General features: G+C 74.8%; 27 protein-coding genes. 15 read left to right on the top strand and 12 right to left on the bottom strand.

The window, feature by feature from the left end; genetic code table 11:
* Positions 1-48: 48 nt before the first annotated feature.
* Positions 49-2,562: a DEAD/DEAH box helicase gene (locus tag D1781_RS08340; RefSeq protein ID WP_119481884.1), complete on the bottom strand. Its 2,514-nt coding sequence runs from the start codon at positions 2,560-2,562 to the stop codon at positions 49-51.
* Positions 2,563-2,703: 141 nt separating this feature from the next.
* Here D1781_RS08340 and D1781_RS08345 point away from each other — a divergent pair, with 141 nt between their 5' ends.
* Positions 2,704-2,907, top strand: coding sequence for a hypothetical protein (locus D1781_RS08345; RefSeq protein ID WP_119481885.1), 204 nt, complete (start codon positions 2,704-2,706; stop codon positions 2,905-2,907).
* Between the two features lie 34 nt (positions 2,908-2,941).
* Positions 2,942-4,219, top strand: a complete 1,278-nt coding sequence (locus tag D1781_RS08350) for an FAD-binding domain-containing protein (protein WP_119481886.1) — start codon at positions 2,942-2,944, stop codon at positions 4,217-4,219.
* 9 nt (positions 4,220-4,228) lie between these two features.
* On the opposite strand, the gene D1781_RS08355 is transcribed toward D1781_RS08350, so the two are convergent.
* Together D1781_RS08355 and D1781_RS08360 are read right to left on the bottom strand one after the other, a co-directional pair.
* Positions 4,229-6,895: a phosphoenolpyruvate carboxylase gene (locus D1781_RS08355; protein ID WP_119481887.1), complete on the bottom strand. Its 2,667-nt coding sequence runs from the start codon at positions 6,893-6,895 to the stop codon at positions 4,229-4,231.
* 35 nt (positions 6,896-6,930) lie between these two features.
* Complete coding sequence (locus D1781_RS08360; protein WP_119481888.1) at positions 6,931-7,167, bottom strand: hypothetical protein; 237 nt, start codon at positions 7,165-7,167, stop codon at positions 6,931-6,933.
* A gap of 36 nt (positions 7,168-7,203) precedes the next feature.
* Between D1781_RS08360 and D1781_RS08365 the strand changes: the two genes are divergently transcribed.
* Positions 7,204-7,590, top strand: a complete 387-nt coding sequence (locus D1781_RS08365) for a YchJ family protein (RefSeq protein WP_325048806.1) — start codon at positions 7,204-7,206, stop codon at positions 7,588-7,590.
* Between the two features lie 18 nt (positions 7,591-7,608).
* Here D1781_RS08365 and D1781_RS08370 read toward each other — a convergent pair whose 3' ends face one another.
* Positions 7,609-8,331 (bottom strand): LysR family transcriptional regulator substrate-binding protein, encoded by a 723-nt coding sequence (locus D1781_RS08370; RefSeq protein ID WP_199706520.1) that lies wholly within the window; start codon positions 8,329-8,331, stop codon positions 7,609-7,611.
* A gap of 42 nt (positions 8,332-8,373) precedes the next feature.
* Between D1781_RS08370 and D1781_RS08375 the strand changes: the two genes are divergently transcribed.
* A complete protein-coding gene (locus D1781_RS08375) occupies positions 8,374-8,751 on the top strand; it encodes a DUF5997 family protein (RefSeq protein WP_119483132.1) in 378 nt (125 codons plus the stop codon).
* 25 nt (positions 8,752-8,776) lie between these two features.
* A complete protein-coding gene (locus D1781_RS08380) occupies positions 8,777-9,187 on the top strand; it encodes an SIP domain-containing protein (protein ID WP_119481889.1) in 411 nt (136 codons plus the stop codon).
* 150 nt (positions 9,188-9,337) lie between these two features.
* Here D1781_RS08380 and D1781_RS08385 read toward each other — a convergent pair whose 3' ends face one another.
* A complete protein-coding gene (locus D1781_RS08385; RefSeq protein WP_119481890.1) occupies positions 9,338-10,015 on the bottom strand; it encodes a ribonuclease H family protein in 678 nt (225 codons plus the stop codon).
* 28 nt (positions 10,016-10,043) lie between these two features.
* On the bottom strand, positions 10,044-10,835 hold the full coding sequence (locus tag D1781_RS08390; protein WP_119481891.1) for a DarT ssDNA thymidine ADP-ribosyltransferase family protein: 792 nt from the start codon (positions 10,833-10,835) through the stop codon (positions 10,044-10,046).
* A 206-nt stretch (positions 10,836-11,041) separates the two neighbouring features.
* Here D1781_RS08390 and D1781_RS08395 point away from each other — a divergent pair, with 206 nt between their 5' ends.
* The gene (locus D1781_RS08395; RefSeq protein ID WP_119483133.1) at positions 11,042-12,184 is read left to right on the top strand and encodes an MFS transporter; all 1,143 of its coding nucleotides are present in this window, start codon (positions 11,042-11,044) and stop codon (positions 12,182-12,184) included.
* 41 nt (positions 12,185-12,225) lie between these two features.
* Positions 12,226-13,455: a 23S rRNA (adenine(2503)-C(2))-methyltransferase RlmN gene (rlmN, locus tag D1781_RS08400; RefSeq protein WP_119481892.1), complete on the top strand. Its 1,230-nt coding sequence runs from the start codon at positions 12,226-12,228 to the stop codon at positions 13,453-13,455.
* Positions 13,456-13,622: 167 nt separating this feature from the next.
* Here rlmN and D1781_RS08405 read toward each other — a convergent pair whose 3' ends face one another.
* Together D1781_RS08405 and D1781_RS18065 are read right to left on the bottom strand one after the other, a co-directional pair.
* Positions 13,623-14,762, bottom strand: coding sequence for a DUF6226 family protein (locus tag D1781_RS08405; RefSeq protein WP_147392057.1), 1,140 nt, complete (start codon positions 14,760-14,762; stop codon positions 13,623-13,625).
* A 17-nt stretch (positions 14,763-14,779) separates the two neighbouring features.
* Positions 14,780-14,914 carry a hypothetical protein gene (locus tag D1781_RS18065; RefSeq protein WP_267899793.1) on the bottom strand — a complete coding sequence of 45 codons (135 nt, stop codon included), beginning with the start codon at positions 14,912-14,914 and terminating at the stop codon, positions 14,780-14,782.
* 90 nt (positions 14,915-15,004) lie between these two features.
* Here D1781_RS18065 and D1781_RS18070 point away from each other — a divergent pair, with 90 nt between their 5' ends.
* The gene (locus D1781_RS18070) at positions 15,005-15,133 is read left to right on the top strand and encodes a hypothetical protein (protein ID WP_267899794.1); all 129 of its coding nucleotides are present in this window, start codon (positions 15,005-15,007) and stop codon (positions 15,131-15,133) included.
* 16 nt (positions 15,134-15,149) lie between these two features.
* Here the strand turns inward: D1781_RS18070 and D1781_RS08410 are convergent, their stop codons facing one another.
* Positions 15,150-15,431 carry a hypothetical protein gene (locus tag D1781_RS08410; RefSeq protein ID WP_147392058.1) on the bottom strand — a complete coding sequence of 94 codons (282 nt, stop codon included), beginning with the start codon at positions 15,429-15,431 and terminating at the stop codon, positions 15,150-15,152.
* A 72-nt stretch (positions 15,432-15,503) separates the two neighbouring features.
* Here D1781_RS08410 and D1781_RS08415 point away from each other — a divergent pair, with 72 nt between their 5' ends.
* The 4 genes from D1781_RS08415 to D1781_RS08430 all read left to right on the top strand — a co-directional run bounded on the left by D1781_RS08415 (position 15,504) and on the right by D1781_RS08430 (position 19,030).
* On the top strand, positions 15,504-15,938 hold the full coding sequence (locus D1781_RS08415; RefSeq protein WP_233551188.1) for a YdeI/OmpD-associated family protein: 435 nt from the start codon (positions 15,504-15,506) through the stop codon (positions 15,936-15,938).
* A 31-nt stretch (positions 15,939-15,969) separates the two neighbouring features.
* A complete protein-coding gene (locus D1781_RS08420) occupies positions 15,970-16,260 on the top strand; it encodes a hypothetical protein (RefSeq protein WP_147392059.1) in 291 nt (96 codons plus the stop codon).
* 350 nt (positions 16,261-16,610) lie between these two features.
* Positions 16,611-17,717, top strand: coding sequence for a semialdehyde dehydrogenase (locus D1781_RS08425; RefSeq protein ID WP_199706522.1), 1,107 nt, complete (start codon positions 16,611-16,613; stop codon positions 17,715-17,717).
* Positions 17,714-19,030 carry an NAD(P)/FAD-dependent oxidoreductase gene (locus D1781_RS08430; protein ID WP_119481896.1) on the top strand — a complete coding sequence of 439 codons (1,317 nt, stop codon included), beginning with the start codon at positions 17,714-17,716 and terminating at the stop codon, positions 19,028-19,030. Before D1781_RS08425 ends, D1781_RS08430 begins: the two co-directional genes overlap by 4 nt.
* 107 nt (positions 19,031-19,137) lie before the next feature.
* On the opposite strand, the gene D1781_RS08435 is transcribed toward D1781_RS08430, so the two are convergent.
* Entirely contained in the window at positions 19,138-19,323 is a 186-nt protein-coding gene (locus D1781_RS08435) for a PspC domain-containing protein (RefSeq protein WP_119481897.1), read from the bottom strand.
* Positions 19,324-19,475: 152 nt separating this feature from the next.
* Between D1781_RS08435 and D1781_RS08440 the strand changes: the two genes are divergently transcribed.
* Positions 19,476-21,824 carry a transglycosylase domain-containing protein gene (locus tag D1781_RS08440; RefSeq protein ID WP_147392060.1) on the top strand — a complete coding sequence of 783 codons (2,349 nt, stop codon included), beginning with the start codon at positions 19,476-19,478 and terminating at the stop codon, positions 21,822-21,824.
* Between the two features lie 94 nt (positions 21,825-21,918).
* Here D1781_RS08440 and D1781_RS08445 read toward each other — a convergent pair whose 3' ends face one another.
* On the bottom strand, positions 21,919-22,236 hold the full coding sequence (locus D1781_RS08445) for a DUF1905 domain-containing protein (protein ID WP_325048807.1): 318 nt from the start codon (positions 22,234-22,236) through the stop codon (positions 21,919-21,921).
* A gap of 37 nt (positions 22,237-22,273) precedes the next feature.
* On the opposite strand from D1781_RS08445, the gene D1781_RS17745 reads away from it, so the two are divergent.
* Together D1781_RS17745 and D1781_RS08450 are read left to right on the top strand one after the other, a co-directional pair.
* Entirely contained in the window at positions 22,274-22,492 is a 219-nt protein-coding gene (locus tag D1781_RS17745) for a hypothetical protein (protein WP_199706710.1), read from the top strand.
* Between the two features lie 58 nt (positions 22,493-22,550).
* The gene (locus tag D1781_RS08450) at positions 22,551-23,351 is read left to right on the top strand and encodes an LLM class flavin-dependent oxidoreductase (RefSeq protein WP_119481900.1); all 801 of its coding nucleotides are present in this window, start codon (positions 22,551-22,553) and stop codon (positions 23,349-23,351) included.
* 131 nt (positions 23,352-23,482) lie between these two features.
* On the opposite strand, the gene D1781_RS08455 is transcribed toward D1781_RS08450, so the two are convergent.
* Complete coding sequence (locus tag D1781_RS08455) at positions 23,483-26,017, bottom strand: ATP-dependent Clp protease ATP-binding subunit (RefSeq protein WP_233551190.1); 2,535 nt, start codon at positions 26,015-26,017, stop codon at positions 23,483-23,485.
* Positions 26,018-26,109 lie beyond the last annotated feature (92 nt).

Raw genomic sequence — 26,109 nt, forward strand, 5'->3', positions numbered from 1 at the left:
CCGGTGCGGCGCGGCGTCCTCCGTCGCGAGTACCGTTCCCGCCCGCCGTCAGACGGAGGCGCCGACCTCCCCGACCGCGGTCGTCCGCAGCACGGCGGCGCCCGCCTCGTCGGACGCCGCGAGGTCGACGACGGCGCTGATGCCGAAGTCGTGGTCGCCGGCGGGGTCGTCGAAGATCTGCCGGACCCGCCACTCGGCCGGCCCCTCCTCGACGAGCAGCAGGGCGGGACCGCGCGCGTCGGGGCCCGTGCCGAGCTCGTCGTGCTCGGCCCAGTACGGCTCCATGGCGGCCGCCCAGGTCTCGGCGTCGAACCCGGCCGCCGCGTCGAGCTCGCCGAGCGCCGCCCAGTCCTCGCGGGCGGCGAGCTGCACGCGGCGGAACAGCTCGTTGCGCACCATGACCCGGAACGCGCGGACGTTCGCGGTGAGGCGCCGCGGGGCGGGCGGGACGATCGCCTCCTCGTCGGCTCCGTGCCGCTCCGGGTCGAGCAGCTCCTCCCACTCGTCGACGAGCGACGAGTCGACCTGCCGCACGAGCTCGCCGAGCCACTCGATGAGGTCCTGCAGCTCCTCGTCCTTGATCTCGTCCGGGATCGTCTGCCGGGCGGCGCGGAACGCGTCCGACAGGTACCGCAGCACGAGGCCCTCCGACCGCGAGAGCTTGTAGAAGGTGCAGTACTCGCCGAAGGACATCGCCCGCTCGACCATGTCGCGCACGACGGACTTGGGGGAGAGCGCGAAGTCCCGCACCCACGGCTGCTCGGCCGCGTAGGCCTCGAACGCCGCGTCGAGCAGCTCCTTCAGCGGCTGCGGGTGCGTGACCTCCTCGAGCAGCTCCATCCGCTCCTCGTACTCGATCCCCTCCGCCTTCATCGCCGCGACGGCGTCGCCGCGCGCCTGGAACTGCTGCTGCGACAGGATCGGGCGGGGGTCGTCGAGGGTCGACTCGAGGATCGAGAGCACGTCGAGCGCGAAGGTCGGCGACTCGGGGTCGAGCAGCTCGAACGCCGCGAGGGCGAACGGGGAGAGCGGCTGGTTCAGCGCGAAGTCGGGCTGGAGGTCGACGGTCGGCAGGATCGCGATCGACCCGTCCGGCTGCACCTCCTGCCGCACGACGCCGGCCGCCCGCAGGGTCCGGTAGATCCCGAGCGCCCGCCGGGCGAGCTCGAGCTGCCGGCGCCACGGCTCGTGGTTGTCGAACACGAGCGCGCGGACGTCCGCGAACACGTCCCCGCCGCGCGCGATGAGGTTCAGCAGCATCGCGGACGTGATCTGCAGGTGCGGGGTCAGGGTCTCCGGCTCGGCGTCGACGAGCTTGCGGAAGCTCGGCTCGCCCCACGACACGAAGCCCGCGGGCGCCTTCTTCGCGACCCACTTGCGGCGCTTCTTCGGGTCGTCGCCCATCTTCGCGAGCGCCTTGCGGTTCTCCGACTCGTGCTCCGGCGCCTGCACCACGACCGTGCCGGCCGTGTCGTAGCCCGCGCGGCCGGCGCGCCCCGCGATCTGGTGGAACTCGCGCGCGCTGAGCTGCCGCGTGCGGGTGCCGTCGAACTTCGTCAGCGCCGTCAGCAGCACGGTGCGGATCGGCACGTTGATCCCGACGCCGAGCGTGTCCGTGCCGCAGATCACGCGGAGCAGGCCCTGCTGCGCGAGCTGCTCGACGAGGCGGCGGTACTTCGGCAGCATCCCCGCGTGGTGCACGCCGATGCCGAGGCGGAGCAGCCGGTTCAGCGTGCGGCCGAACGCCGTCGTGAAGCGGAACCCGGCGATCACCTCCGCGATCCGGTTCCGCTGCTCGCGCGTCGCGACCTGCGCGGAGGCGAGCGCCTGCGCCCGCTCGAGCGCGGCCGCCTGCGAGAAGTGCACGACGTAGACCGGCGCCTGGTCCGAGTGCAGCAGCTGGTCGATCGAGTCGTGGATCGGCTCGAGCTCGTAGACGTAGTGGAGGGGGACGGGCCGCTCCACGCCGGTGACCTTCGCGGTGTCGCGGCCGGTGCGGCGGCTGAGGTCGGCCGCCAGGTCCGTCACGTCGCCGAGCGTCGCGGACATCAGCACGAACTGCGCCTGCGGCAGCGTCAGCAGCGGCACCTGCCACGCCCAGCCGCGGTCCGGGTCGCCGTAGAAGTGGAACTCGTCCATCACGACCTGTGCGACGGCCGCCTCCTGCCCGTGCCGGAGGGCGAGGTTCGCGAGGATCTCGGCGGTGCAGCAGATGATCGGCGCGTCCGCGTTCACCGACGAGTCGCCCGTGACCATGCCGACGTTCGCGGCGCCGAAGACCTCGACCAGGGCGAAGAACTTCTCGCTGACCAGGGCCTTGATCGGCGCGGTGTAGTAGCTGCGGCCGCCCTGCGCGAGGGCGACCGCGTGCGCGCCGATCGCCACGAGCGACTTCCCGGTGCCGGTCGGGGTGGAGAGGATCACGTTCGCGCCGGAGACGACGCCGATCATCGCCTCCTCCTGCGCCGGGTACAGCGTCAGGCCGCGGGACTCGGCCCACGACGCGAAGGCGAAGAACGCCTCGTCCTCGTCGAGGGTCCCGTCGGGCAGCGGGGACGGCATCAGGGTCAGCAGTGAAGGGTCTACCCCTCCATGGTCCCATCCGCGCCCGTGCCCGCCGGCCCCCCGCTGGTCGAGGTGCGAGCGCAGCGAGCCTCGAGACCACCCGTCCGCTCCCGCAGGATCGGCTGGCACGATCGGCGGATGACCGGCTGGTTCGTCCTCGCGTTCGGGCTGGTGCTGGTCGGCTTCGGCGTCCGGGGGATCGTCGGCGAGCGCCGGGCGGCGATCCGTGGCCGCCGCCCCGTGCGGGAGGACCTGACGGCGTCGGTCGCGCTCCTGTTCCTGCTGGGGGGCGCCGCGGTGCTCCTCGGGCTGGCCATGCTCTTCGTGTTCCCGCGGAACTGACCCCGCGGTCCGCGCCGCGCCCTAGCCTGCGCCGGTGACCCGACTGCCGACCCCCGACCTCGACGACGCGGTGCGGTGGGCGGCGCGGCACCTCGGCGACCTCGCGCTCGAGGGGCCGGAGGGGGTCGCCGCCTCCCGGCGCTTCGTGGGCGGGCAGACCGCGGCCGACGAGGCGCTCGAGGACTTCGACGTCCGCGGCTACGCGGCGCAGCGGAACGAGGTGCTGCCCGCCGAGGACCGCGGCGCGAGCGGTCTCTCGCCCTTCATCCGGCACGGCCTGCTGCCGCTGCCACGGGTGTGGGACCGCGTCGCGGGCGGCCCGGCGCGGGACGTCGGCAAGTTCCGCGACGAGCTGCTGTGGCAGGAGTACGCGCGGCACGTCTACGCGCGGGTCGGGCGCCGCATCGCCCGGCCCCTGCGCCGGGAGCCGGCGGTCGGGCACGGCTGGTCGGGGGAGCCGTACCCGGAGGAGATGGCGTGCATGGCCGCCGTCCGGCACGAGCTCGTCGAGGACGGCTGGCTCGTGAACCAGACGCGGCTCTGGGCCGCGTCGCAGTGGACGGTCCGGGCGGGCTGGGACTGGCGGGAGGGGGAGCGCGCGCTCTACCGGCACCTCGTCGACGGGTCGCCCGCCGCGAACGGCGTCGGCTGGCAGTGGGCCGTCGGCGCGGGCACCGGCAAGCCGTACGGCTTCAGCCGCTGGCAGGTCGAGAAGCGGGCGCCCGGCCTCTGCGCCTCCTGCCCGCTGCGCCGCGCCTGCCCGATCCAGGACTTCCCGGAGGCGCAGGCCGGGCCGCAGGTCGACGCCGCGCCCGGGCTCGCCGCCGACCCGGACCCGACCGCGACGGCCGGGCCGCTGGTGCCGGAGGTCCGGGGCGAGCCGGACGCCGTCTGGCTCACGGCGGAGTCGCTCGGCGACGCCGATCCCGCGCTCGCGGCGACGCCGGGCGCACCCGTCGTGTTCGTCTTCGACGAGCCCCTGCTCCGCGGCCTCCGGCTGTCCGGCAAGCGGCTGGCCTTCCTGGCGGAGACGCTCGCGGACCTCGCGCAGCGGCGGGAGGTGGAGGTGCACCGCGGCGTCGTGCCCGAGGTGCTGGCGGGCCGGTCCGTCGCGGTCACCTGGGCGCCGGTGCCCGGCTTCCGCGCCCGGTCGGCGCGCGTCGACGTGGCCGCGCTGCACCCGTGGCCGTGGCTCCGCCGCCCCGCCGGCGGCTCGGCGCGCTCCTTCACCGCGTGGGTCGAGCGGCACGGCGGCAGCCCGACCCCGCACCGCGGCGCCGCCCGGACGGCGAGGCCGCGGCGACGCGGCTGACGGCTCGGGTCAGCCCGTGTTCTGCAGGCCGGCCGCGACGCCGCTGACGGAGAGCAGCAGGAGGCGCTGCAGCTCCGGGTCCGCCGGCTGCTCCTCCGGGGCCTCCCGCAGCGCGCGCAGCGCGCGCAGCTGGAGGAGGGAGAGCGCGTCGACGTAGGGGCTGCGCATCTTCACCGCGCGCTGCAGCACCGGCTTGTTCGCGAGCAGCTGCGCGGCGCCCGTGATGCGCAGGACCTGGTCGCGGGTCCGGTCCATCTCCTCGAGCACGAGGGCCGCGAGGTCCTCGCGGTCGCCGAGCGCGAGGTAGTGCCGGGCGATCCGCTGGTCGGCCTTCGCGAGGCCCATCGCGACGTTGTCGATCATCGTGCGGAACAGCGGCCAGTCGCGGTACGCCTCCCGCAGCAGCGCCTCGTCGCCCACGGCCTCGAGCGCGCTGCCGAGCCCGAACCAGCCGGTGAGGTTGATGCGGGCCTGCGTCCAGGAGAACACCCACGGGATCGCCCGCAGGTCCTCGAGCGACTCCACGGAGAGGCCGCGCCGCGCCGGCCGGGAGCCGAGCGCGAGCAGCCCGATCTCCTCCATCGGCGTCACCGTCGCGAACCACGGCGCGAAGCCGGGGGCCTTCACGAGGGCGAAGAAGCGCTCCCGCGAGGTGCGGTCCATCGTCGCGGCGACCTCCGCGAACCGGGTCGCGGCCGCCTCGTTGCGCGTCTCGATGGAGGGCGCCGAGGCGAGCAGCACCGCCGCGGTCACCTGGTCGATGTGCCGCATCGCGATGTCGCTGCCGCCGTACCGGGCGAAGATCACCTCGCCCTGCTCGGTGAGCTTGAAGCGGCCGTCGACGGAGTGCGGCGGCTGGGCCAGGATCGCCGAGTTCGCCGGGCCGCCGCCGCGGCCGAGCGCACCGCCCCGGCCGTGGAAGAGCGTGAGCTCGATGTCGTGCTCCTGCGCCCAGGTCGCGATCCGCCGCTGCGCCTCGTAGAGCGCGAGCGTCGCGGCGACCGGGCCGACGTCCTTCGAGGAGTCGGAGTAGCCGAGCATGACCTCGAGCCGGCGCCCGGTCGCCTCGAGCCGGGCCGAGAACTCGGGGTGCTCGACGATCTCGGCGAGGATCCCCGGCGCGGCCTGCAGGTCCGCGAAGGTCTCGAACAGCGGGATCACGTCGAGCACCGGCGGGGTGCCGTCGGGGCCGACCGCGGCGCGGGCGAGCCGGTGCACGGCGGCGAGGTCGTCGGCGGACTGCGTGAAGGAGACGATGTAGCGGCCGGCGGCCCGCGGGCCGTAGCGGCGCTGGATCTGCGCGATCGTGCGGACGACCTGCAGCGCCTCCTCGGCCTGCTCGCTGAGCGGCCCGCCCGCCTCGATCTCGGCGAGCACCTTCCGGTGCACGGCGGAGTGCTGCCGCACCTCGAGCTCGGCGAGGTGGAAGCCGAAGGTCTGCACCTGCCAGATCAGCGTCTGCAGGTGGCCGTAGGCCTGCCGGTGCGCGCCCGCCTCGACGAGCGAGCCCTGCAGCACCGCGAGGTCCGCGAGCAGCTCCTCCGGGTCGCGGTAGGCGAGGTCCGCGTTCCGGGTCCTGGTCGCCGCGATGCGGCGGGACAGCAGGAGGAGCACGCGGCGGTGCGGCTCGTCCGGCGACCGCTTCGCGACCTCCGCCGCGGCCTCCTCGTCGACGGCGCGGAGGCGCTGCCAGAGCGCGAGCAGCGCGGGCGACGGCGGGGTGGTCGACGCGTCGAGGGTGAGCGTGCGGCCGACGCGGGCGGCGGTCCGCTCGAGGCCGAGCAGCACGTGCTCGCTCGCGATCGCGGCCGCCTGCTTCGTGATCGCCGCGGTGACGAACGGGTTGCCGTCCCGGTCGCCGCCGACCCACGTGCCGACCCGGACGAAGGGGCGCACCTGCGGGGCCGCGTCGCCCGAGGCCTCGGGCTGCAGCACGGCGTCGATGCGCCGGTACACCTCCGGCACCGCGGTGTAGAGCGTCTCGTCGAAGACGGCCATGATCGAGCGCACCTCGTCGACCGGGCTCGGCTTCTCCGACCGCAGCGGCGCCGTGCGCCACAGCGTGTCGATCTCCTCGAGCATGCTGCGCTCGATCCGCTCGACCTGGGCCGGCGCGACCGCGCCGTCGCGCTCGTCGAGCAGGTCCGCGAGCCGCCGGATCGCGGACGACACCGCGCGGCGCCGCGCCTCGGTCGGGTGCGCGGTGAAGACCGGGTGGAACCGCATCGCCTGCAGCCGCTCGAGCGCGGTCGGGGCGCCGACCTCCTCCGACAGCTTCGCGAAGGCGCTGCCGACCGAGTCCGCCGGGTCGCGGGAGGGTCGGCCGTCGCGCTCGCGCAGCACGCGCACGCGCTGGTGCTCCTCCGCGAGGTTCACGAGGTGGAAGTAGGCGGTGAAGGCGCGGGCCACCTCGTCGGCGCGCGCGACCGTGAATTCCTCGGCGATCGCGGCGGCGGCCGAGAAGGCCCGGTCCGTCTCGTCGGTGTACGCCTGGATCGTCGCGACCCGGAGGCGCTCGACGTCCTCGTAGAGGCCGGGGGAGCCGCTCTCGCGGAGCACGCGGCCGAGGAGCGCGCCGAGCAGGCGCACGTCGGCGCGCATGCGCTCCGGGATCTCCTGCTCGGCCTCGAAGCGGCCGACGGCGTCGATCGCCTCCGGCTGGACGGTGTCAGGCATGCCCCCAACGGTAGGGGGCGCGTGTTCCGGGTTCGTTACGCGTCGTCGCGGAGCGACTCGGACGACTCCGACGGCTCCGGCGCGGGGCCGGCCGCGAGCGGCCAGGGGAGCGCCGCGGGGTCGGTGGCGGGCCCGGGATCGGCACCGGCGTCGCGCTCGATCACGGTGCCGTACTGCTCGATCTGACCGATGTTGCGCAGGGCGGACGCGAGCCCGCCGTCCTCCGGTCCCTCGAGACCGACCGACTTGCGCACCGACAGGATGAAGCCCACGGCGCCATTCTCGCCCCGGGAGGGGACGATGGGGCGGTGATCGGAGCCGACGACCGCTGTCCGTGCGGCGGCGGGCGCTACGGCGCCTGCTGCGGGCCGCTGCACGCGGGCGCGCCGGCGGTGACGGCCGAGGCGCTGATGCGGTCCCGCTACTCGGCGTTCGCGCTCGGGCTCGGGCCGTACCTGCTGGCGACCTGGGCCGCTGCGACGCGGCCGCGGGAGCTCGAGGTCGACGACGGCCTCGAGTGGCGGCGGCTGCAGATCGTGGACACCGCGCGCGGGGGACCGGACGACGGCGAGGGCGTCGTGGAGTTCCGCGCCGCGCACCGCTCGGCGGCGGGGGCGGGCGTGCTGCACGAGCGGAGCCGCTTCGCGCGGGAGGCCGGCCGCTGGGTCTACCTCGACGGCGACCTGCTCGACTGAGCGCCTGCGCCGGGCCGGTCAGCGGTGCCGCTTGCCCTGCTTCGGTCCGGGCTTCGGCTGGTGCCGCTGCTGCTGCTTGTGCTTCTGCACCGGCGGCGTCGCCCGCTTCGGCGTGGCACGGCGCTGCTGCTCCGTCCCGCGCCTCCGCGTCGGCTCGGCGGGGTCGGCGGGCGCTGCGGCCTCCGCGCGGGAGCTGTTCGCGGTCCGGCCGCGGACGATGCCGATGAACTCGTCGACGAGCGGGCCGCCCTCCGACCGCGGCCAGACGAGGCCGACGCGGCTCGGCGCGGCGTCGGTGATCGGCCGCGCGACGAGGTCCTTGCGTCCCGTCGCCCGGAACACGGACTGGGGCATCCGGGCGATGCCGTGGCCCGCGGCGACGATGTCGAGCGCGCCCTCGTCCCAGCCGGGGTAGAGCTCCTCGTCGGCGAGGTCCGCCTCCGTCACGGCGTCGAAGACCTTGACCGGGTGGTCCTTCGCCGCGACGACGACCGGCGTCTCCTCCCACAGCGGGATCACGTGCAGCCCGTCCGCGTCGGCGCCGTCGACGGGCAGCCGGGCGAAGACCATGCGGACCGCCGGGACTGCGGGATCGCCGGGGACGGCGGGGTGCAGCGCCGCGGCGACGTCCTCGACGGGGACGACCTGCAGCGGCACGTCGGGCATCCGCTCCCGCCACACGCGCACCCAGCGGTCGGGGGTGACGCCGGCGACGACGCCGATCACGAACGGGTCGGGCACCGGGCCGAGGGTAGCGTTCCGGTCGTGGCGCAGGACCAGACGATGAAGCCGGAGACGGCGGCGAAGAAGCTCGGGGTGCTGCTCGAGGCGACCCCGGAGTCGTTCCGGAGCGCGCCCGTGTCGCGCTCCGCCCTCCAGGAGCTGCAGGACTCGCCGCCGGAGTGGCTCGTCGTGCTGCGCCGGGAGGGCCCGCACCCGCGGCCCGTCGTCGCCGCGCGGCTCGGGGTGTCCGTCGCAGGCCTGCGGCGCGCGGAGCTGACCGAGCCGCAGACGACCGCGCAGATCCAGGCGCTGCTCGAGCACAAGCCCGAGTGGCTGCTCCGCGAGCGCGAGACGCACGCCGCCGTGATGGCGGAGAACGCCCGGGTCAAACGGGACCGCGCGGCGAAGGCCGGATCCGGCGGAGCGCCCCGCGACTGAGGTTAGGCATGCCTAAACTGAAGGCGTGCGTGCGCATCGCGGTCGACCCGGCCCCACCGTCCTGCTCGCCGGCGACGGCGCGGACCTGCGGGACCTCGAGGCCCTGATCGCGACCCTGCCGGTGGACGCCTACGGGCAGGTCTACGTCGAGGTCGGCTCCGCCGACGAGGTCCGGCCGCTGGCGACGCCCCGCCGCGTCCACGTCACCTGGCTCGTGCGCGGCGCCGATGCGGTCGCGGGCACGCTGCTCTGCTCCGCCGTGGAGGCGTGGACCGCCGAGTGGATGCCGGACGGCCACCGCGACGACCGCCGGATCGCCTGGGTCGGCTGCGCCGCCGCGCCCCGCATCGCCGCGCGGTACCGCCGGCTGCAGGAGCGCTCGATGAGCGCCGCGGCGATGGGCCTGCCCGTCGCCGACGTCGACGGGGTCGAGTAGCGCTCCGGAAGGGGCCGGACAAGCCGATCGCCCGGTGGCCGGGGCGCTGCCTCCGGCTCTCCCGAGCGATCGATCAGGTCTTCAGGATGCGCCGGTCCGGCGCCCTCCGCAAGACCCGATCGGCCGGGTCCGGCGTGTCGCGGCGGGGTCTCAGCGCTCGCTCAGCGCGAGCGTCCGCAGCAGCTCCTCCGGCGTCGTGCCGGCCCGCTTCGCGCGGGTGGTGAGCGCTCGGAACTCGGCGGTCGAGAACCCGACGACGACCTGCTTCGACGGAGCCGATGCCGGTCCGGGTTCGGCCTCGAAGAGCGCGGGCGCCGCAGAGGAGGCGGAGGAGGACGAGGCGGGTGAGGCCGGCCGGGGCGCCACGCCGCCGAAGCCGGGGCCCGCGTCGGGCGTCGCGCCGCGCTGGTAGGCGGTCGCGGCGGCGCGCGCGCGGTCGTCCGCGGCCTCGTTCAGCTCGTGGCCGACGTGGCCCTTGACCCACTCGAAGCGGTAGCGGCGCCCCTGCAGCGCGGCGTCGATCTCCTTCATGAGCTCGACGTTCATGACCGGCGAGCCGTCGGCCTTGCGCCAGCCCTTCCGCTTCCAGCCGGGCATCCACTTCACGACGGAGTTGATGACGTACTGGCTGTCGCAGAGCACGAGCAGGTCGTCGTCGACGCCCTCGGTCGCACGGAACAGCTCGAGCACGGCCTTCAGCTCGCCCATGTTGTTCGTGCCGTGCGGCCAGCCGCCGGCGGCCCAGCGGTCGTCGTCGATGTACCAGGCCCACCCGGCGGGACCGGGGTTGCCCAGGGCGGATCCGTCGGCGGCGGCGGTGATCGTCACCGCGACATCGTACGGAGGGGCTCCGGCGTCACTCGGCCGCGACGAACCACGGCGGGTGGACGACCACCTTCGGGGCGGCGCCGTCGACGTCGGCGAACATGCGGCGCACGCGGGCGCGGGCGGGCTCGTTCGCGACCGCGATCAGGGTCACCGCGGACAGCGGCACGGGTCCGGGCACGAGCACCTCGACCCCGGTCAGGTCCGGGTCCGTGCGGGAGGCCTGGGCGACCGCGCGGGCGGGGTCGTCGAGCGTGAACCGCGTGCGCGGCGCGGCGGCGTCGTCGTCGGCCACGACGAGGCCCTGGCCGAGGTCGCGACCGACCGCGACGAGCACGGCGTAGTCGGCGGGCCCGAGCGAGCGGGCCGCCGCGGACCAGTGGGGCTCCTCCGCGCCGCTGCGCAGCTCGACCCAGCGCTCCGCGTCGGGCGAGGCGGCGAACGGCACGAACTCGTCGACGTGACGGCCGTCGCCCACGTCGGCGTGGGCCCGCAGCTGCCGCGCGAGCGGCGCGGCGACGTCGAGGTCGGGCTCGAGGCCGCCCGCGATCGCCCGCAGCTCGCCGTCGAGCAGGATCGACTCGAGGTTCACGAGCGGCGTCGCGTGGTAGAGCCGACGCGTCCCGAACGGCGGGACCTTCGCGGGCACGCCGGCCGCGGTGCCGGCGGCCCGCCGGGTCGCGGGGCGGGTCGTGGCGGGCCGGGTCGCCCGCGGCGCCGTGCGCGTGGCCGAGGCCGCCACGGTCACGGCCGGCTCGGGCGCCGTCCTCGGGAAGCAGATGTCGCACATGCCCTCGTCGAACCCGTGGATGCATTCCGCCACCGCGCGATCGCCCTCCCCCTGCTCGGTCGTCCGTACCGCTCAACGGTACGACTGCCCGGGGAACCCCGGGTGCACAGGTGCCCAACGGAAGGGGGTGCCTCGGGATTCCCGCTCGCCGCGGACGGGTCGGCCCCTCGCGCGCCCGGCAGGATCGAGGGGTGACGACGACGGCGGAGGACCAGCGCATCAGCCCCGCGGCCTGGCGGATGCTCGGCCTCGGCGTGCTCGCGCAGGCCGCCGGGACGCTCGTCGTGGCGACGCCCGCCTACCTGATCCCGCTCCTGCACCTTCAGCAGGGCCTCCCGCTCGCGCAGGTCGGGCTGCTCGTCGCGGCGCCCACCGTCGGCCTCGTGCTGACGCTCGTCGCCTGGGGCGCCCTCGCCGACCGGGTGGGCGAGCGGTGGGTCATCGCCGGGGGCCTGGCGCTCGCGGCGGCCTTCACCGGGCTCGCCGCGCTCGCCGGCGGCCTCGTGCCGATCGGCGTGCTGCTCCTGCTCGCGGGCGGCGCGACCGGCAGCTGCAACGCGGCCAGCGGCCGGGTCGTCGTCGGCTGGTTCCCGCGTCGCCGCCGCGGGCTGGCGATGGGGATCCGGCAGATGTCCCAGCCGCTCGGCGTCGCGGCCGCCGCGCTCGTCGTGCCGCCGCTCGCGGCCGCGGGCGGCGCGGCGCTCCCGCTCGTCGTCGGGGCCGTCGCGACCGCCGTCCTCGCCGTCGCCTGCGCGGCGGGGATCACCGACCCGCCGCGGCCGCCCCGCGCGGAGCTCGTCGCGGCCGGGAACCCCTACCGGCGCGACCGCTTCCTGCTCCGGGTGCACCTCGTCTCCGTGCTCCTCGTCGTGCCGCAGTTCACGCTCTCGACGTTCGGGCTCGTGTGGCTGATCGCCGACCTCCGCTGGTCCGCGACCGCCGCCGGCGTCGTGGTCGCGCTCGCGCAGCTCGTCGGAGCCGGGGGCCGGATCGTCGTCGGCTCGATGAGCGACCGCTTCGGCCGGATGCGCCTGCTCCGCCTCGTCGCCGTCGCCGGGGTCGTCGGGCTGCTGCTGCTCGCGGCCGCCGGCGCCGCCGACTGGGCCGTGCCGGCCGCGATCCTCCTCGTCGTGACGACGACCGTCAGCGTCGCCGACAACGGCCTCGCCTTCACCTCGGTCGCGGAGGCCGCGGGACCGGGCTGGTCCGGCCGGGCCCTCGGCGTGCAGAACACGGGGCAGTTCGTGGCCGCGTCCACGGTGGCGCCCGGCATCGGGGCGCTCATCGCCGTCGTCGGCTACCCGGTCGCCTTCGCGCTGGTCGCGCTGGCACCGCTGGCCGCCCTCCCGCTCGTGCCGCGGTCGGACGCGCACGCGGGCTGAACCCGCACCGCGCCGGGCGGGGGCGCCGGTATCCTGGAGGGATGCCCGACGCCCTCCTCCCGCCCGTCGCCGAGCCGACGACCGCGGCGCGCACCGTGCAGGTGCGCCCGAGGACCGAGGGCTGGCAGCAGCAGCGCGGCGCCGACGGGCGGCCGCTGCTGCAGTTCGCGTCGCCGAAGCGCGGGAAGCCGCCGGTGCACCTCGCGGACCTCACCCCGGAGGAGCGCCGCGCGCGGCTCGTCGAGCTCGGCCTGCCCGCGTTCCGCGCCGGCCAGCTCGCGCGCCACTACTTCACGCGCTACACCTCCGACCCGGCCGAGATGACCGACCTGCCCGCCGCCGGCCGCGACGAGCTCGTCCAGGGGCTGCTGCCCGAGCTGATGACCGAGGTCCGCCGCTTCACCACCGACCGCGGCGACACGATCAAGTTCCTCTGGAAGCTGCACGACGGCGCGCTCGTCGAGTCGGTGCTCATGCGCTACCCGGGCCGCATCACGCTGTGCGTCTCGTCGCAGGCGGGCTGCGGCATGAACTGCCCGTTCTGCGCGACGGGCCAGGCGGGCCTCACCCGCAACATGTCGGCGGCCGAGATCGTCGACCAGGTCGTGCGCGCCAACCGCGTGATCGCCGACGGCGCCCTCGGCGGCAAGCGCGCGGGCGAGACGACGCCGGAGCGCGTGAGCAACATCGTGTTCATGGGGATGGGCGAGCCCCTCGCGAACTACAACCGGCTGATGTCCGCCGTGCGCACGATGGTCGCGCCGGCGCCGGAGGGGCTCGGCATGAGCGCCCGCCACATCACGGTCTCGACGGTCGGCCTGGTGCCCGCGATCACGAAGCTCTCGGCCGAGAAGATCCCCGTCACCTTCGCGCTCTCCCTGCACGCGCCCGACGACCACCTGCGCGACGAGCTCATCCCCGTGAACTCGCGGTGGAAGGTCGACGAGGCCCTCGACGCCGCCCGCGCCTACTTCGACGCGACCGGCCGGCGCGTGTCGATCGAGTACGCGCTGATCAAGGACATGAACGACCACGGCTGGCGCGCGGACCTGCTCGCGGAGAAGCTGAACGCCCGCGGGCACGGCTGGGTCCACGTCAACCCGATCCCGCTGAACCCGACGCCCGGTTCGGTCTGGACCGCGTCGGAGCCGGCGGTGCAGCGGGAGTTCGTGCGGCGCCTCGAGGCCGCCGGCATCCCGACCACCATCCGCGACACCCGCGGCAAGGAGATCGACGGCGCCTGCGGGCAGCTGGCCGCGACCGAGGCCTGACCCCCCCGAACTGGGAGGCGCGTCGCGGTCCGGCGGCGGCGGTGCGGCAGAGCACGCTGCTGCCCACCGTCCACAGCCGTACGGAAGGACGAGCCGATGTGCTCCTGCCGCCACTCCCACCACTGCCCGCCGCCGTGCTCCTGCAGCGCCGCCTGCGACGCCTGCGATCACGCGGTGGAGCTGATCGCCGCCTGATCGGCAGCGCGCCGCGGCCACGCCGGCCACGGCGCGCCGTCGAGCGCCAGCACGGCCTCGGGGTCGACGAGCCGATCGGCCGGGTCGGGCAGGTCGGACCCGCCGGAGCCGCGTCCGCCGCCGTCCGGCAGGGCGAGGTGGAAGGCGCCCGTGCCCGGCCGCGTCGGGACGTGCTCCGCCAGGCCGCCCGCGGCGACGCCGAGCACGGTCTGCTCGAGCGCGTCGATCAGCGACGCCGCGGTCTCGTCGCAGGCGTCGCACCCGCACTGCGGCAGCGTCTCCGCGAGCAGCAGCCCCGCCCGCACGTGCACCGACGGGAAGTCGGTCCGGGTGAGCCGGAGCGGTGCCCCCGCGCTCGGGCGCAGCGTCACGGCGTCGTCCGACCGCTCGACCGTCACCTCGTAGTGGCGCTCGAGGTGCGCGACCAGCGCAGCCGCCACGTCGAGCAGGGGCGCGAACCGCTCCGGGTGGGTGACCCTGGAGTACGCGTCGTCCGACGGGCCGTCCGGCCACCGGTCGCCGTACGGGATCGGGTCGCCGTGCTCGTCGGGGAACGGACCGACGGCGACGGGCGGCCGGTCGAGCTCGGGCGCCTCGTCGAGCCGCACGCCCTCACCCGCGTCGCTCGTCGCGGTCATCGCGGCGTCCACGGCGTCCCAGCGGGCGTCCTCCTCCGCCCACCGCGCCGGGAGCTCGGCGGCCATCCGCGGGCCGAACCCCGGCTCGTCCCGGAGGGCGGCGAAGGCCGCGTCGACGGGCATGGAGACCGCCCGGGTGCCGACCTCGCGCTGCGACGCCGATTGCCAGGCGGCGCGCGGGTAGGCCGCGACGAGCGCGTTCCCGAGGAAGACGGCGCCTGCCGCGGCCAGGTCCGGGTCGGCGAGCTCGGTCGCGTGCGCGCGGACGAAGGCCGCCAGCGCGCCGAGGTCGCCGGCGAGGTCCGCCGGGAGCCCTCCGTCCCGCTCGACGAGGTCGACGAACGGCCCGTAGCCGGCCGCGTGCCGCACCGGCTCCGGGGGAGCGCCGACCGGATCCGCCGCGGTGAACCGCACGGCGCCCCGGCGCACGGAGGTCGGCGGCAGCGGCACCGCGGTTCCGGGGAAGAGGTCCACGCCCCCAGTGTGCGACGTCAGGCGCGGTCGCGGGCCCGGTCCAGCGCGTCCTCGGCGAGCTCGACGAGGCGGAACGCCGCGTAGGGCAGCATCGCGATGAGGGCGAAGCCGGCGAACGTCAGCGCGAGCATCGCGACGTCGGACCCGGTCATGCGGGAATGATGCGGGACGCGCCCCGGGGGCGGAACCCCGAGACCAGGGGGTGTGCACGCGCTGTCGGACCCGTCGCGCAGCATCGCCCCATGTCCTGTCCCGCGTGCGGAGGCGAGCGCATCGCGCTGGCGGCGGTCCCCGGCGAGCGTCCGCGGGTGCTGCGGGTCTGCCTCGACTGCGCCGCCCTGTGGCAGGGGAGCGCCGCCGAGGGGGAGTGACGCCCGTTCGCCGACCTCAGCCGCGCTCGCGGCCCCCGTGCGTGCGGGACGCGGCGTCGTGGCGGGTCGACTGCTGCTCGACGTACCGCCGCCACACGGCCACGGCGGCCTCGTCCCCGCTGCGGTAGTAGCCGATGAGCTCGCGGCCGCCCGACGTCGGCGCCCAGGTCACCGCGCGGTACACCGGCCGCCCCTCGAACCGCAGCCGGCGGATCACCGCGAGGGGCTCGGCGTGACCCGGCACGGTCATCGTCCACTCGGTGCCGGAGACCAGTCGGCGGGGGTGCCAGTCGATCACGGAGCACACGGTACTCGAACACGTGTTCGACAGAGGTGGAGGATCGCCGAGCGCCGGGTGCAGGATGACCGCGTGAGCGTCGAGTACCGCACGACCATGCACCTGACCGGCCGCAACACGGGCGTCCCGGTGCCGCCCGAGGTGCTCGAGCGGCTCGGCGGCGGGAAGCGGCCGTCGGTCGCCGTCGTCGTGAACGGCTACCGGTTCGCGAGCACCGTCGGGGGGATGGGCGGGCAGGCGCTCATCCCGTTCTCCGCCGAGCGCCGGGCCGAGAGCGGGCTCGCGGGCGGCGACGAGCTGGAGGTCTCCCTCGAGCTCGCCGCGCAGCCGGAGCTCGTCGTGCCGGACGACCTCGCCGAGGCCCTCGCCGCGGCCGGCGCCCGTGAGGGCTTCGACCGGCTCGCGCCGAGCCGCAGGAAGGCCCACGTCGTGTCGGTGGAGGGCGCCAAGGCGCCGGAGACGCGCGCCCGACGGGTCGCCGCGGTCGTCGACGCCGTCCGCGGCTGAGCGCGCAGGGCCGTCCCGTACCGTTCGTGCCGTGTCCGCACGAGTGCTGCAGCCGGAGGTCCACGACGACGGCACGGTGACGGTGACCGCCGCGATCCGCCTCCGGGTGAAGGACCCGCTCGACCTCCGCTCGCGCATCGCGCTGCCGCAGGAGAACGAGGACGGGCAGCTCGTCGTCGGCGACGAGGGGGACCAGGCGGTGCTCGCGCGGGCGGTGTCCATCGTGATCGACGCGGCCCGCTTCGACGTGCTCGGGATCGACCTGGTCCACAACCAGGTCTCCGCGCCCGGCGCCACGGCGTTCCATCCGCACGTCGAGTGAGCACGGCACCGCACGTCGGGTGGGCACGACACGCCGTGCAGCACAGGACTCCTGTGCACGGGGTGACAGGTGTGACTGACGTGCTGACCAGGCACTTCGCGAGTACGTAGCCCCGCTCGAGGGGTTGCGCGCATCGATCGCGTGTGCAACTGGGGCTTGCGGGGGGCCGCACGACCCCCGATATGGTGACGCCAAGTCGCCGACGACCCCCGTTCGGGCGGCGCCCGGGCAGGGGGCGCGGCGGTCGTTCGAGCCGGACATCGGGGGGCGTCCGAGCGCCTTCGCGCGCCCCTTCCATGCCGGATGCACCGCCCTGCCTGCACCCGCCTCCTTGAGCCCCGGAGCCCGTCATGGACACCACACCCACCCCGCGCGGCCGGTTCGCCTTCCTGATCCACCCCCGCACGGACCCCTCGGAGGACCTGGCGCTGGTGCAGCCGCTGCTCGGCCTCGTGCCGGGCCGCGTCGTGGAGTCGGCCATGCGCCGGCTGCCGTTCAAGCCCTGGGTGCACTCGACGATCACCGCGGCCGACCGGCCGGGGGAGGTGCTCGGCGACGTCATCGGCGTGCCGCTCACCCCGACGATGCTGCTCGGCGAGGACCGCGCCCTGGTGGCCCGGCGCATCGACCAGGCGATCGACCTGGCCGTCGAGCGCGGCGCGACGGTGCTCGGGCTCGGCGCGCTCACGGCGCCGGCGACCGCGGGCGGCGCGAAGCTGCGGCGCCGCACCGACATCGGCGTGACGAACGGCAACGCCTACACCGCGGCCGTCACCGCCTCGGCCGTCGAGCGCATCGCCGCCGGGATGCCCGAGCAGCCCGTCGTCGCGCTGGTCGGCGCGAACGGGTCGGTCGGCACGGCGGTCGCGCGCCTCCTCGGCCGGTCCGCCGCGGTGGGGGAGCTGGTGCTCGTCGGCCGCACCCCGGCCGCGCTCGCCGCCCTCGCGGGCGACCTCGGCGCGACCTGGTCGACGGACATGGCGGCCTGCCGCCGCGCCGACCTGGTCGTGCTCATGACCTCGGCTGCGGGTGCGGTGCTCACGGCGGACCACCTGAAGCTCGGGGCGACCGTGCTCGACGACACGCAGCCCCGCAACAGCAGCCCGACCCTCGCGGTCGAGCGCCCCGACGTCACGATCCTCGACGGCGGCGTCGTCGCGACGCCCGGCCTCCAGCGTCGCGGCTACGCGATCGGCCTCGACGACGACGCCTCGTTCGCCTGCCTCGCGGAGAGCTCGCTGCTCGCGCTGGCGGGCCATCGCGGGCACGGCACCATCGGCCGCCCGTCGATGGAGCAGGTCGACCGGGTGCAGGGCCTCGCGGACCGCTACGCGCACCTCGGGTTCGGCCTCGCGGAGCCGACGTCGTTCGGCGAGCCGGCGGCGGTGCCGGGCTGGACGGTGCCGTCTCGGCGCGACGCGCGGCCGACGCAGATCCCGGACGGCGCGGTCGCATGAGGGTCGTCATCCTCGGCGGCGGCTACTCCGCCGTCTGGTGCTACCGGGCGATCCGCCGCTGGATGGGGGACTCGGCCCGCATCACGGTGATCGCGCCGTTCACCGAGCACGTCTTCCACGGCTTCACCGGCGAGGTGCTCGTCGGCGAGCTGACGCCCGCGCTGCAGGCCAGCCCTCTCGACGAGTGCCTGCCGAAGGCCGAGCGCATCCGCGGCTGGGCGACCGCCGTCGACAGCGACGCGCGCACGGTGCGGGTCGAGTGGGAGGGGGTGACGCGCACGGTCGAGTACGACCAGCTCGTCGTCGCCACCGGCGCCCACGACCGCACCGAGCACGTGCCGGGGCTCACCGAGCACGGGTGGCCGCTCCGCTTCCCCGGCCAGCTCGAGTCGCTGCTCGAGCACCTCGCGTGGGTGGACGAGCAGGTGCCCGTCGACGCCGAGGACGCGCGGCGCCGGACCACGGTCGTCGTGGTCGGGGCGGGGTTCGCGGGCACGGAGGTCGCGGCGGCGCTGGGTCGCCGCTACCGCGGTGCGCGCCGCATCGTGCTCGTCTCGGGCAGCCGCACGGTCGTGCCGGCCTGGCAGGACCAGGAGTGGCTGCAGGCGAGGCTCGCGAAGAACCTCGATGACGCCGGCGTGGAGCTGCTGACGGAGACGCGCGTCGCGTCGGCCGACGCCGACGGGGTCGTCCTCGCGGACGGGACGCGCATCGAGGCGGCGACCGTGGTCGCGGCGCTCGGCAACTCGGTCCCCGTCATGCCCGGGCTCGAGCGGTTCCAGGAGCCGGACGGCCTGCTCGCGGTGGACGACTGCCTCCGGGTGACGGAGGGCATCTGGAGCGCCGGCGACGCGGCGTCGATCCGCCGCGGCGGCGACCGGGTGCCGAAGGAGGCGCTCTGGGCGATCCGCGCGGGCACGACCGTCGGTCGCAACATCGCGCGCACGTCGCGCCGGGCCCGACCGCGCCGGTTCGGCTTCCGCGGGCTCGGCACCGTGGCGTCGTTCGCGCCGGGGCACGCGGTCGCGCTGCTCTGGGGCGTCCCGCTGCCCGAGCTGCTCGGCTGGCTCGTCCGGGTCGGGTTCTTCCTCTGGTACGTGCCGTCGCGGCGCACCGCGGTCGGCATCGTCCGGCGGGTGCTCGGCGGTCGCCGTCCGGTGGCCGTGCCCGTGCCCGCACGGCCGGTGCCGCGGCCCGCGCTGGTCGGCCTCGACGGCGGCCGGCTCGGTCGTCCGACCCCGCAGCCGGCGGCGCAGACGGTGCCGGCGGCGCAGCAGCCCGCCGCGCAGCCGCGTCGCGCCGCGGGCGCCTAGGCGCCGCCCCCGCCTCCGCGGATCCGGAGCGCACCCGCGCCGCGCAATTCCCCCCCGCACTCGCGTGCGGCGCGTCGCGCCGGAGCTCCGGATCCGCGGATCCTTGCTCAGGCCCGCTGCTTCGGCAGGATCACCCAGAGCGCGATGTAGATCAGGATCTGCGGCCCCGGCAGCAGCATCGACAGCAGGAACAGCAGGCGCACCAGCGTCGGCGAGGTGTGGAAGCGGAGCGCGAGCCCGGCGCACACGCCCGCGATGATGCGGCCGCGGCGGGGGCGGATGAGGTCGGTCATGCGCCGATCGTGCACGAGGCGGTGCCGCGTCGGCCTGGTCGCCCAGGGAATCCAGGGTCGTTCCAGGACGATCGGCAACGATCCGGACACGCGCCCCGCGTGGTTCGGCCGTGCACGCATGCGCGGTCCCGGGGACCTCCTACGATGCCGGGGTGTCCGTGACCCAGGCCGCCCTCCGAGCAGGGGGCAAGCTGTCCGCCCTGCTCGCCTTCTTCGCGGTGGCCGCCATCGCCGGCACGCTCATCGCCTGCCTCGTCACACCGGCGGTCGCGATCGCCGGCAGCGCGACCGGCAAGCAGATCGACGCGTTCCAGAGCCTGCCGGAGAACCTCGAGATCACGCCGCTCGACCAGAAGGCGCGGATCTACGCGAAGTCGAAGGGCAAGCAGGTCCTGCTCGCCTCCTTCTTCAACCAGAACCGCGACGTGGTCAAGTGGGACGACATCCCGAAGACCGTGAAGGACGCGACCCTCGCCGCCGAGGACGTGCGGTTCTACCAGCACGGCCCGGTCGACCCGAACGGCATCGCCCGCGCCCTCGTGTCGAACTTCATGCACAAGGACATCCAGGGCGCCTCGACGATCAGCCAGCAGTACGTGAAGAACGTCTGCGTGCAGCAGGCGGAGGCGATGCCGGTCACGGACAAGAAGTCGGCCGCGGCCGCGAAGGCCGCCTACGAGAAGTGCACGGACCGGTCGTACAACCGGAAGATCCGCGAGATGCGCCTCGCGATCGGCCTCGAGAAGAAGTACGACAAGAACGAGATCCTGCTCGGCTACCTCAACATCGCCGGCTTCGGCGGCCGCACCTACGGCATCGAGGCCGCGAGCCAGTACTACTACGACAAGCGCGCCGAGGACCTCGACATCGGGCAGGCGGCGACGCTGATCTCGATCGTGAACAACCCGGAGGCGTTCCGGCTCGACAAGAAGGCGAACCTGCCGGGCGCCGAGGGCCGCCGCAACTACGTGCTCGCCACCGAGCGCGACCACGGCATGATCACGGCCGAGGAGTACGAGAAGTACTCGACGCAGCCGATCAAGACGACGATCACGCAGCCGTCGACGGGCTGCCAGACGGCCGGCACGGCCGCCTTCTTCTGCACGTACGTCTACAACACGATCCTCACGAGCCCGGAGTTCGGGAAGACGACCGCCGAGCGCCAGGCGTCGCTGATGACGAAGGGGTGGCGGATCTACACCACCCTGGACCTCGACCTGCAGCGCAAGGCCCAGAAGGCGGTCGACCGCTACGTGCCGCAGAAGCCCGGGTACGCCGACGTCGGCGCCGCCTCCACCTCGGTGCAGGTCGGGACCGGCCGCGTGCTGACGATGGTGCAGAACAAGACGTTCAAGCCGAACGGCGCGAAGAACCGGACCAAGTACTCGGCGGTGAACTACAACACCGACGAGCTGCTGGGCGCCGGCGCGGGCTTCCAGCCCGGATCGACCTTCAAGGCGTTCACGATGATCGGCTGGCTGAAGAGCGGGCACACGCTCGGGCAGACCGTGAACGGCAACGGCCGCACCATCCCGATGTCGAACTTCACCGCCTGCGGGCGGACCTACGGCTACGGCCCGTACCAGTTCAAGAACGACGACCCGCGGATCGACAAGGGCAACTTCGACATCCAGTCGGGCACCGCGCGATCCATCAACGGCGTGTTCATGTCGATGGCGCAGGAGCAGGACCTGTGCGACCTGCAGAAGATCGCGCAGTCGATGGGCGTGACGAACGGCCTGATCAAGCGGAACAAGAAGGACGAGGCGGTCCGCGACAAGAACGGGATCCCGGAGAGCAAGCCGCTCGACGTGACCCCGGCCATGGCCATGGGCACGGCGAGCTCCGTCGCGCCGCTCAACATGGCGGTGGGCTACACGACGATCGCCAACAAGGGCGTGCGGTGCGACGCCATCGGGATCGACCGGATCCTCGATGTCGATGGCAAGAAGGTCAAGGTGCCCGGCGCCGACTGCCGGCGGGTCCAGGACGAGCAGCTGATGATCGCGGCGGGCTACGACCTCCGCAACCCGGTGCAGCGCGGGACGATGACGCCCGACCGGCTCTCCGACGGCAAGTACCTGTTCGGCAAGACCGGGACGACCGACGACGCCAAGGACACCTGGGTGATGGGGTCCACGACGAAGGTCTCCACGGCGGTCTGGGTCGGCAACGTCACCGGCAAGGTCAACCTGCGTCGGGTGTACTCGCCCGCGGCGTGCAACACGGGTTCCCAGTTCGCGGTGATGCGGCACTGCATCTTTCAGGCGATCCAGCGGACGATGAACGCGAAGTACGGCGGCGCGGCCGGCTGGCCGACCCCGCTCCCGCAGTACCTGTACGGCGGCAAGGCGATCCAGCACGCCGACGCCCGCCCGCAGTCGACCCCGAAGCCGCCGAAGAAGGACGACAAGCCGTCCGTCGGGAAGCCGGCCGTCGGCAAGCCGGGCGGCGGCAAGCCCGACGACGGCGGGAAGAAGCCGGGCGGCGGCAACCGCTGACCGCCTGATCGACCGACCGGAGCCGTCGGCGAGGTCACCGCTCAACGGCGAGCGGGGGCCGCGTCGGCGGCTCCGGTCGTTCGGGCCCGGTCGGTCAGGGCTGCAGCTGCAGCCAGACCGCGACGTCGTCGCCGAGCTCCAGGTCGTTCGCGGTGCGCACGCTCTTCTTGACCGGCAGCACGTACTGGCCGTCCGCGTTCTGCGGGAAGACCGACGTCCACCACTGCTTCGCGCCGATCCGCGCGTGGGCGCGCACCGCGCCGAATCCGCGGGGCAGGTCGCCGGCGATGTCGCGGATCTCCTCCGTCGCCGCGGAGGGCAGCGAGACGAAGGTCCAGAACTCGCGCCGCGCCTCCCAGCGCCACAGCGGCGCGGTGAACTCGAGCGTCAGGTCGTCGTGCAGGACCGTCACGGGCTTCGAGCGTAGCGACGTCGGGCAGACTGGTCCCGTGGCCGAGGATCCCCGCGACCGTTTGAACGGCACCGCCCGCGTGTTCGAGCGGGTCGCCGCCGTCGAGGGCATCGCCGTGCTGATCCTCGCCGCCGTCGGCGCGATCGTCATCGGACTCGCGACCGACCAGACCTGGCTCGGCGTCGTCGGCGGGATCCTGCTCGTGCTGGTGATCGCCGACGCCGCCGTGCTCGTCTGGCTCCGCCGCCGGCGCTGACCCGGCCGCAGGCCCGTCGGAGCCGCGCGGGAGCATGCTGGGAGCGAGGAGGCTGCAGATGCGGACGAGACGGACCGAGGTGTCCATCGGGGTGCCGGGCGCGATCGGGGAGGCCGCGACGCGCGTGCTCGCCCCACGGGTCGAGGCGGCCGGGTTCGCCGGGCTCTGGCTGAACGACAGCCCGCAGGGCGACTCGCTGGCCGGGCTCGCGGCGGCCGCCGAGGCCACCGAGCACCTCCGGCTCGCCACCGGCGTGATCCCGGTGGACCGGCGGCCCGGGCCGGCGCTGCTCGAGGACCTCGCGCGGACGGGCGTGCCGCAGCAGCGGCTGACGCTCGGGATCGGGTCCGGGCAGCTGCGCACCGGCGCGCTGCGGGCCGTGGGGGAGGCGGTCGACCTGCTCCGCGCGGAGACCGGCGCCGCGATCGTGGTCGGGGCGCTCGGGCCCCGCATGCGCGCCCTCGCGGCGGAGCGGTCCGACGGCGCGCTGCTCAGCTGGCTGCCGCCGCAGGCCGCGGCGGAGCAGGCCGCCGAGCTGCGGGAGCTGGGCCGGCGCGCGCAGGGCGAGGCGCCGCGGATCGCGCTCTACGCTCGCGCGATCGTCGACGAGGCCGCTCGGCCGGTGCTCGAGCGGGAGGCCGCCCAGTACGCCGCCTACCCGGCCTACGCCGCGAACTTCACGCGGCTCGGCGTCGACGCGCTCGACACCGTGCTGCCTCGGGCCGGAGGGGACCTCGCGGCGGGCGTCGCGGCCTACGACGGCGCCGTGGACGAGCTCGTGCTGCGGGCGATCACCCCGACCGGCTCCCTCGACGACCTGCTCGCCTTCGTCGACCGTGCCGCAGAGCTGCTCGCCTGACCCGCTGGTCGAGGTGCGAGCGCAGCGAGCCGCCCCCGCTGGTCGAGGTGCGAGCGCAGCGAGCCTCGAGACCACCACGAACACGGAAGGGCCCCGGACCACATGGTCCGGAGCCCTTCGCGTTCAGCGGGTCAGGCCGCGAGCGGCAGCGGGGCCGGCTCGAGGGAGGCGGCGAGCGCCCCGCCCCGGGCGGTCACGCGGACCACGTCGCCGACTGCAGGCTCGGCCGTGACGAGCACGTCCGCGATCCGGTCCTCGACCTCGCGCTGGATCAGCCGGCGCAGCGGGCGGGCGCCGTACTCCGGCTCGTACCCGTGCTCCGCGATCCAGGCGACCGCCTCGTCGGACACGTCCAGCTCGACGTCCCGCGCCGCGAGCCGCGCTGCCGTGGCGGCGAGCAGCAGGCGCACGATGGCGTGGAGCTGCTGCGGCTCGAGCTTGCGGAACAGCACCACCTCGTCGATGCGGTTCAGGAACTCGGGCCGCATCGCCTCGCGCAGCTTCCCCATCACCCGGTCGCGGAGCGCCTTGTCCGAGCCGAAGCCCGAGCCCTCCTCGGAGGCCTGGATGAAGCCCAGCGCGCCGCTGCGCGACGCGAGGAACTCGCTGCCGATGTTCGAGGTCATGATCAGGACGGTGTTGCGGAAGTCGACCGTCCGGCCCTGGCCGTCGGTCAGGCGACCGTCGTCCAGCACCTGCAGCAGCAGGTTGAACACGTCCGCGTGCGCCTTCTCGATCTCGTCGAGCAGGATCACCGAGTACGGGTTCCTGCGCACGCGCTCGGTCAGCTGACCGGCCTCGTCGTAGCCGACGTAGCCCGGAGGGGCACCGATCAGCCGGCTGACGGTGTGCCGCTCGCCGAACTCGCTCATGTCGAAGCGCTGCATCGCCGACTCGTCGCCGAACAGGCTCGCGGCCAGGGCCTTCGCCAGCTCGGTCTTGCCGACGCCGGTGGGGCCGAGGAACAGGAAGCTGCCGGTCGGCCGCTTCGGGTCGCCCATGCCGGTCCGGCTGCGGCGGACCGCCTTGGCGATCGCGGCGACCGCGTCGTCCTGGCCGATCACGCGCTCGTGCAGCTCGGACTCGAGCTTCGCGAGGCGCGCCTTGTCGGCCTCCGTGAGCCGGGTGGCCGGGATGCCCGTCAGCCGGGACACGACGCCCGCGATCTCCGCCTCGTCGACGGTCGCGTCCGCGTCGGACACCACCGGGGCCGAGCCCGCGTCCGCGATCCGGGCCTGGACGGCCTCGATCTCGTCGCGGAGGTGCGACGCCTCCTCGTAGCGCTCGTCCGCGACCGCACGGGCCTTGTCGGCCTCGAGCTCCGCGATGCGCGCCTCGAGGGCGGGCACGTCGACCCGGACGCCGAGGGCGAGCCGACGACGCGCGCCGGCCTGGTCGATCAGGTCGATCGCCTTGTCGGGCAGGAACCGGTCGGTCACGTAGCGGTGGGAGAGCTCGACGGCCGCGCGGACCGCCTCCTCCGTGTACCGCACGCCGTGGTGCTCCTCGTAGCGGGGCTTGAGCCCCTCGAGGATGCGCACGGCGTCCTCGACGGAGGGCTCGCCGACCGTCACCGGCTGGAAGCGGCGCTCGAGCGCGGCGTCCTTCTCGATCCGCCGGTACTCCTTGAGCGTCGTCGCGCCGATCAGGTGCAGGTCGCCGCGGGCCAGGCGCGGCTTGAGCACGTTGCCCGCGTCCATGCCGCCCTCGCCGCCGGCGCCCGCGCCGACGACCGTGTGGATCTCGTCGAGGAAGACGAGCAGCTCGTCCTTGTGGTCGGCGATCTCCTGGACGACCTTCGTGATGCGCTCCTCGAAGTCGCCGCGGAAGCGGGTGCCCGCGACCATGCCGGCGAGGTCGAGCGAGACGACCCGCTTGCCGCGCAGCAGCTCGGGCACGTCGCCGTCCACGATGCGCTGGGCGAGGCCCTCGACGATCGCGGTCTTGCCGACGCCGGGCTCGCCGATCAGCACGGGGTTGTTCTTGGTGCGGCGCAGCAGGATCTCGACGGTCTGCTCGATCTCGAGCGCGCGCCCGACGACCGGGTCGAGCTCGCCCGCGGCCGCCTTCGCGGTCAGGTCCAGGCCGAACTTGTCGAGCGTCGGGGTGCCCGTCTCGCTCTCGGCCGCCTCGCGCGCCTCGGCGGCGTGCTGGGCGATCGACTGCAGCGACTCCGGCGTGACGCCGAAGGACGCGAGCAGCTGGCCGGGCGTGCCCTGCTGGTTCGCCACGTAGGCGAAGAAGAGGTGCTCGGGGTCGACGTAGGTGGAGCCGGAGGCGCGCGCGACCTGCGCGGCCTCGAGCAGCGAGCGCTGCGCGGCGCCCGTCAGCGACGGGGTGCCGGCGTCACCGGACGCGGCGCCGCCCGCGGGCATGCGCTGCTCGATCGCGCGGACGAGCCCGTCCACGTCGATGCCGGCGGCGCGCAGGGTCTGCTCGCCCTCCGGGGTGAGCACGAGGCCGCGCAGCAGGTGCAGCGAGTCGACCTCGGTGTGGCCGTGCTCGACGGCGTAGCGCACCGCGCCGCCGAGGAGCTCGTGGGTCCGCTTGCTGAGCAGGCGGGAGATGTCGATGGGACGGCCCTGGCCGGAGCGCTGGCCGCTGAGCATCCGCGACAGGAACTCGTCGAACGAGCCGTCGTCGCTGGAGCCGAAGTACTGAGGCAAGGAACCCTCCTGATGGAACTTGAGTGCCTACGGCTCAAGTCAACGCAGGGGAGGGCGGTTCATTCCCGCTCGATGCTCGGACTTCGACCCGG

Source organism: Amnibacterium setariae (genome assembly GCF_003581425.1).
Taxonomy (GTDB): Bacteria; Actinomycetota; Actinomycetes; order Actinomycetales; family Microbacteriaceae; genus Amnibacterium; species Amnibacterium setariae.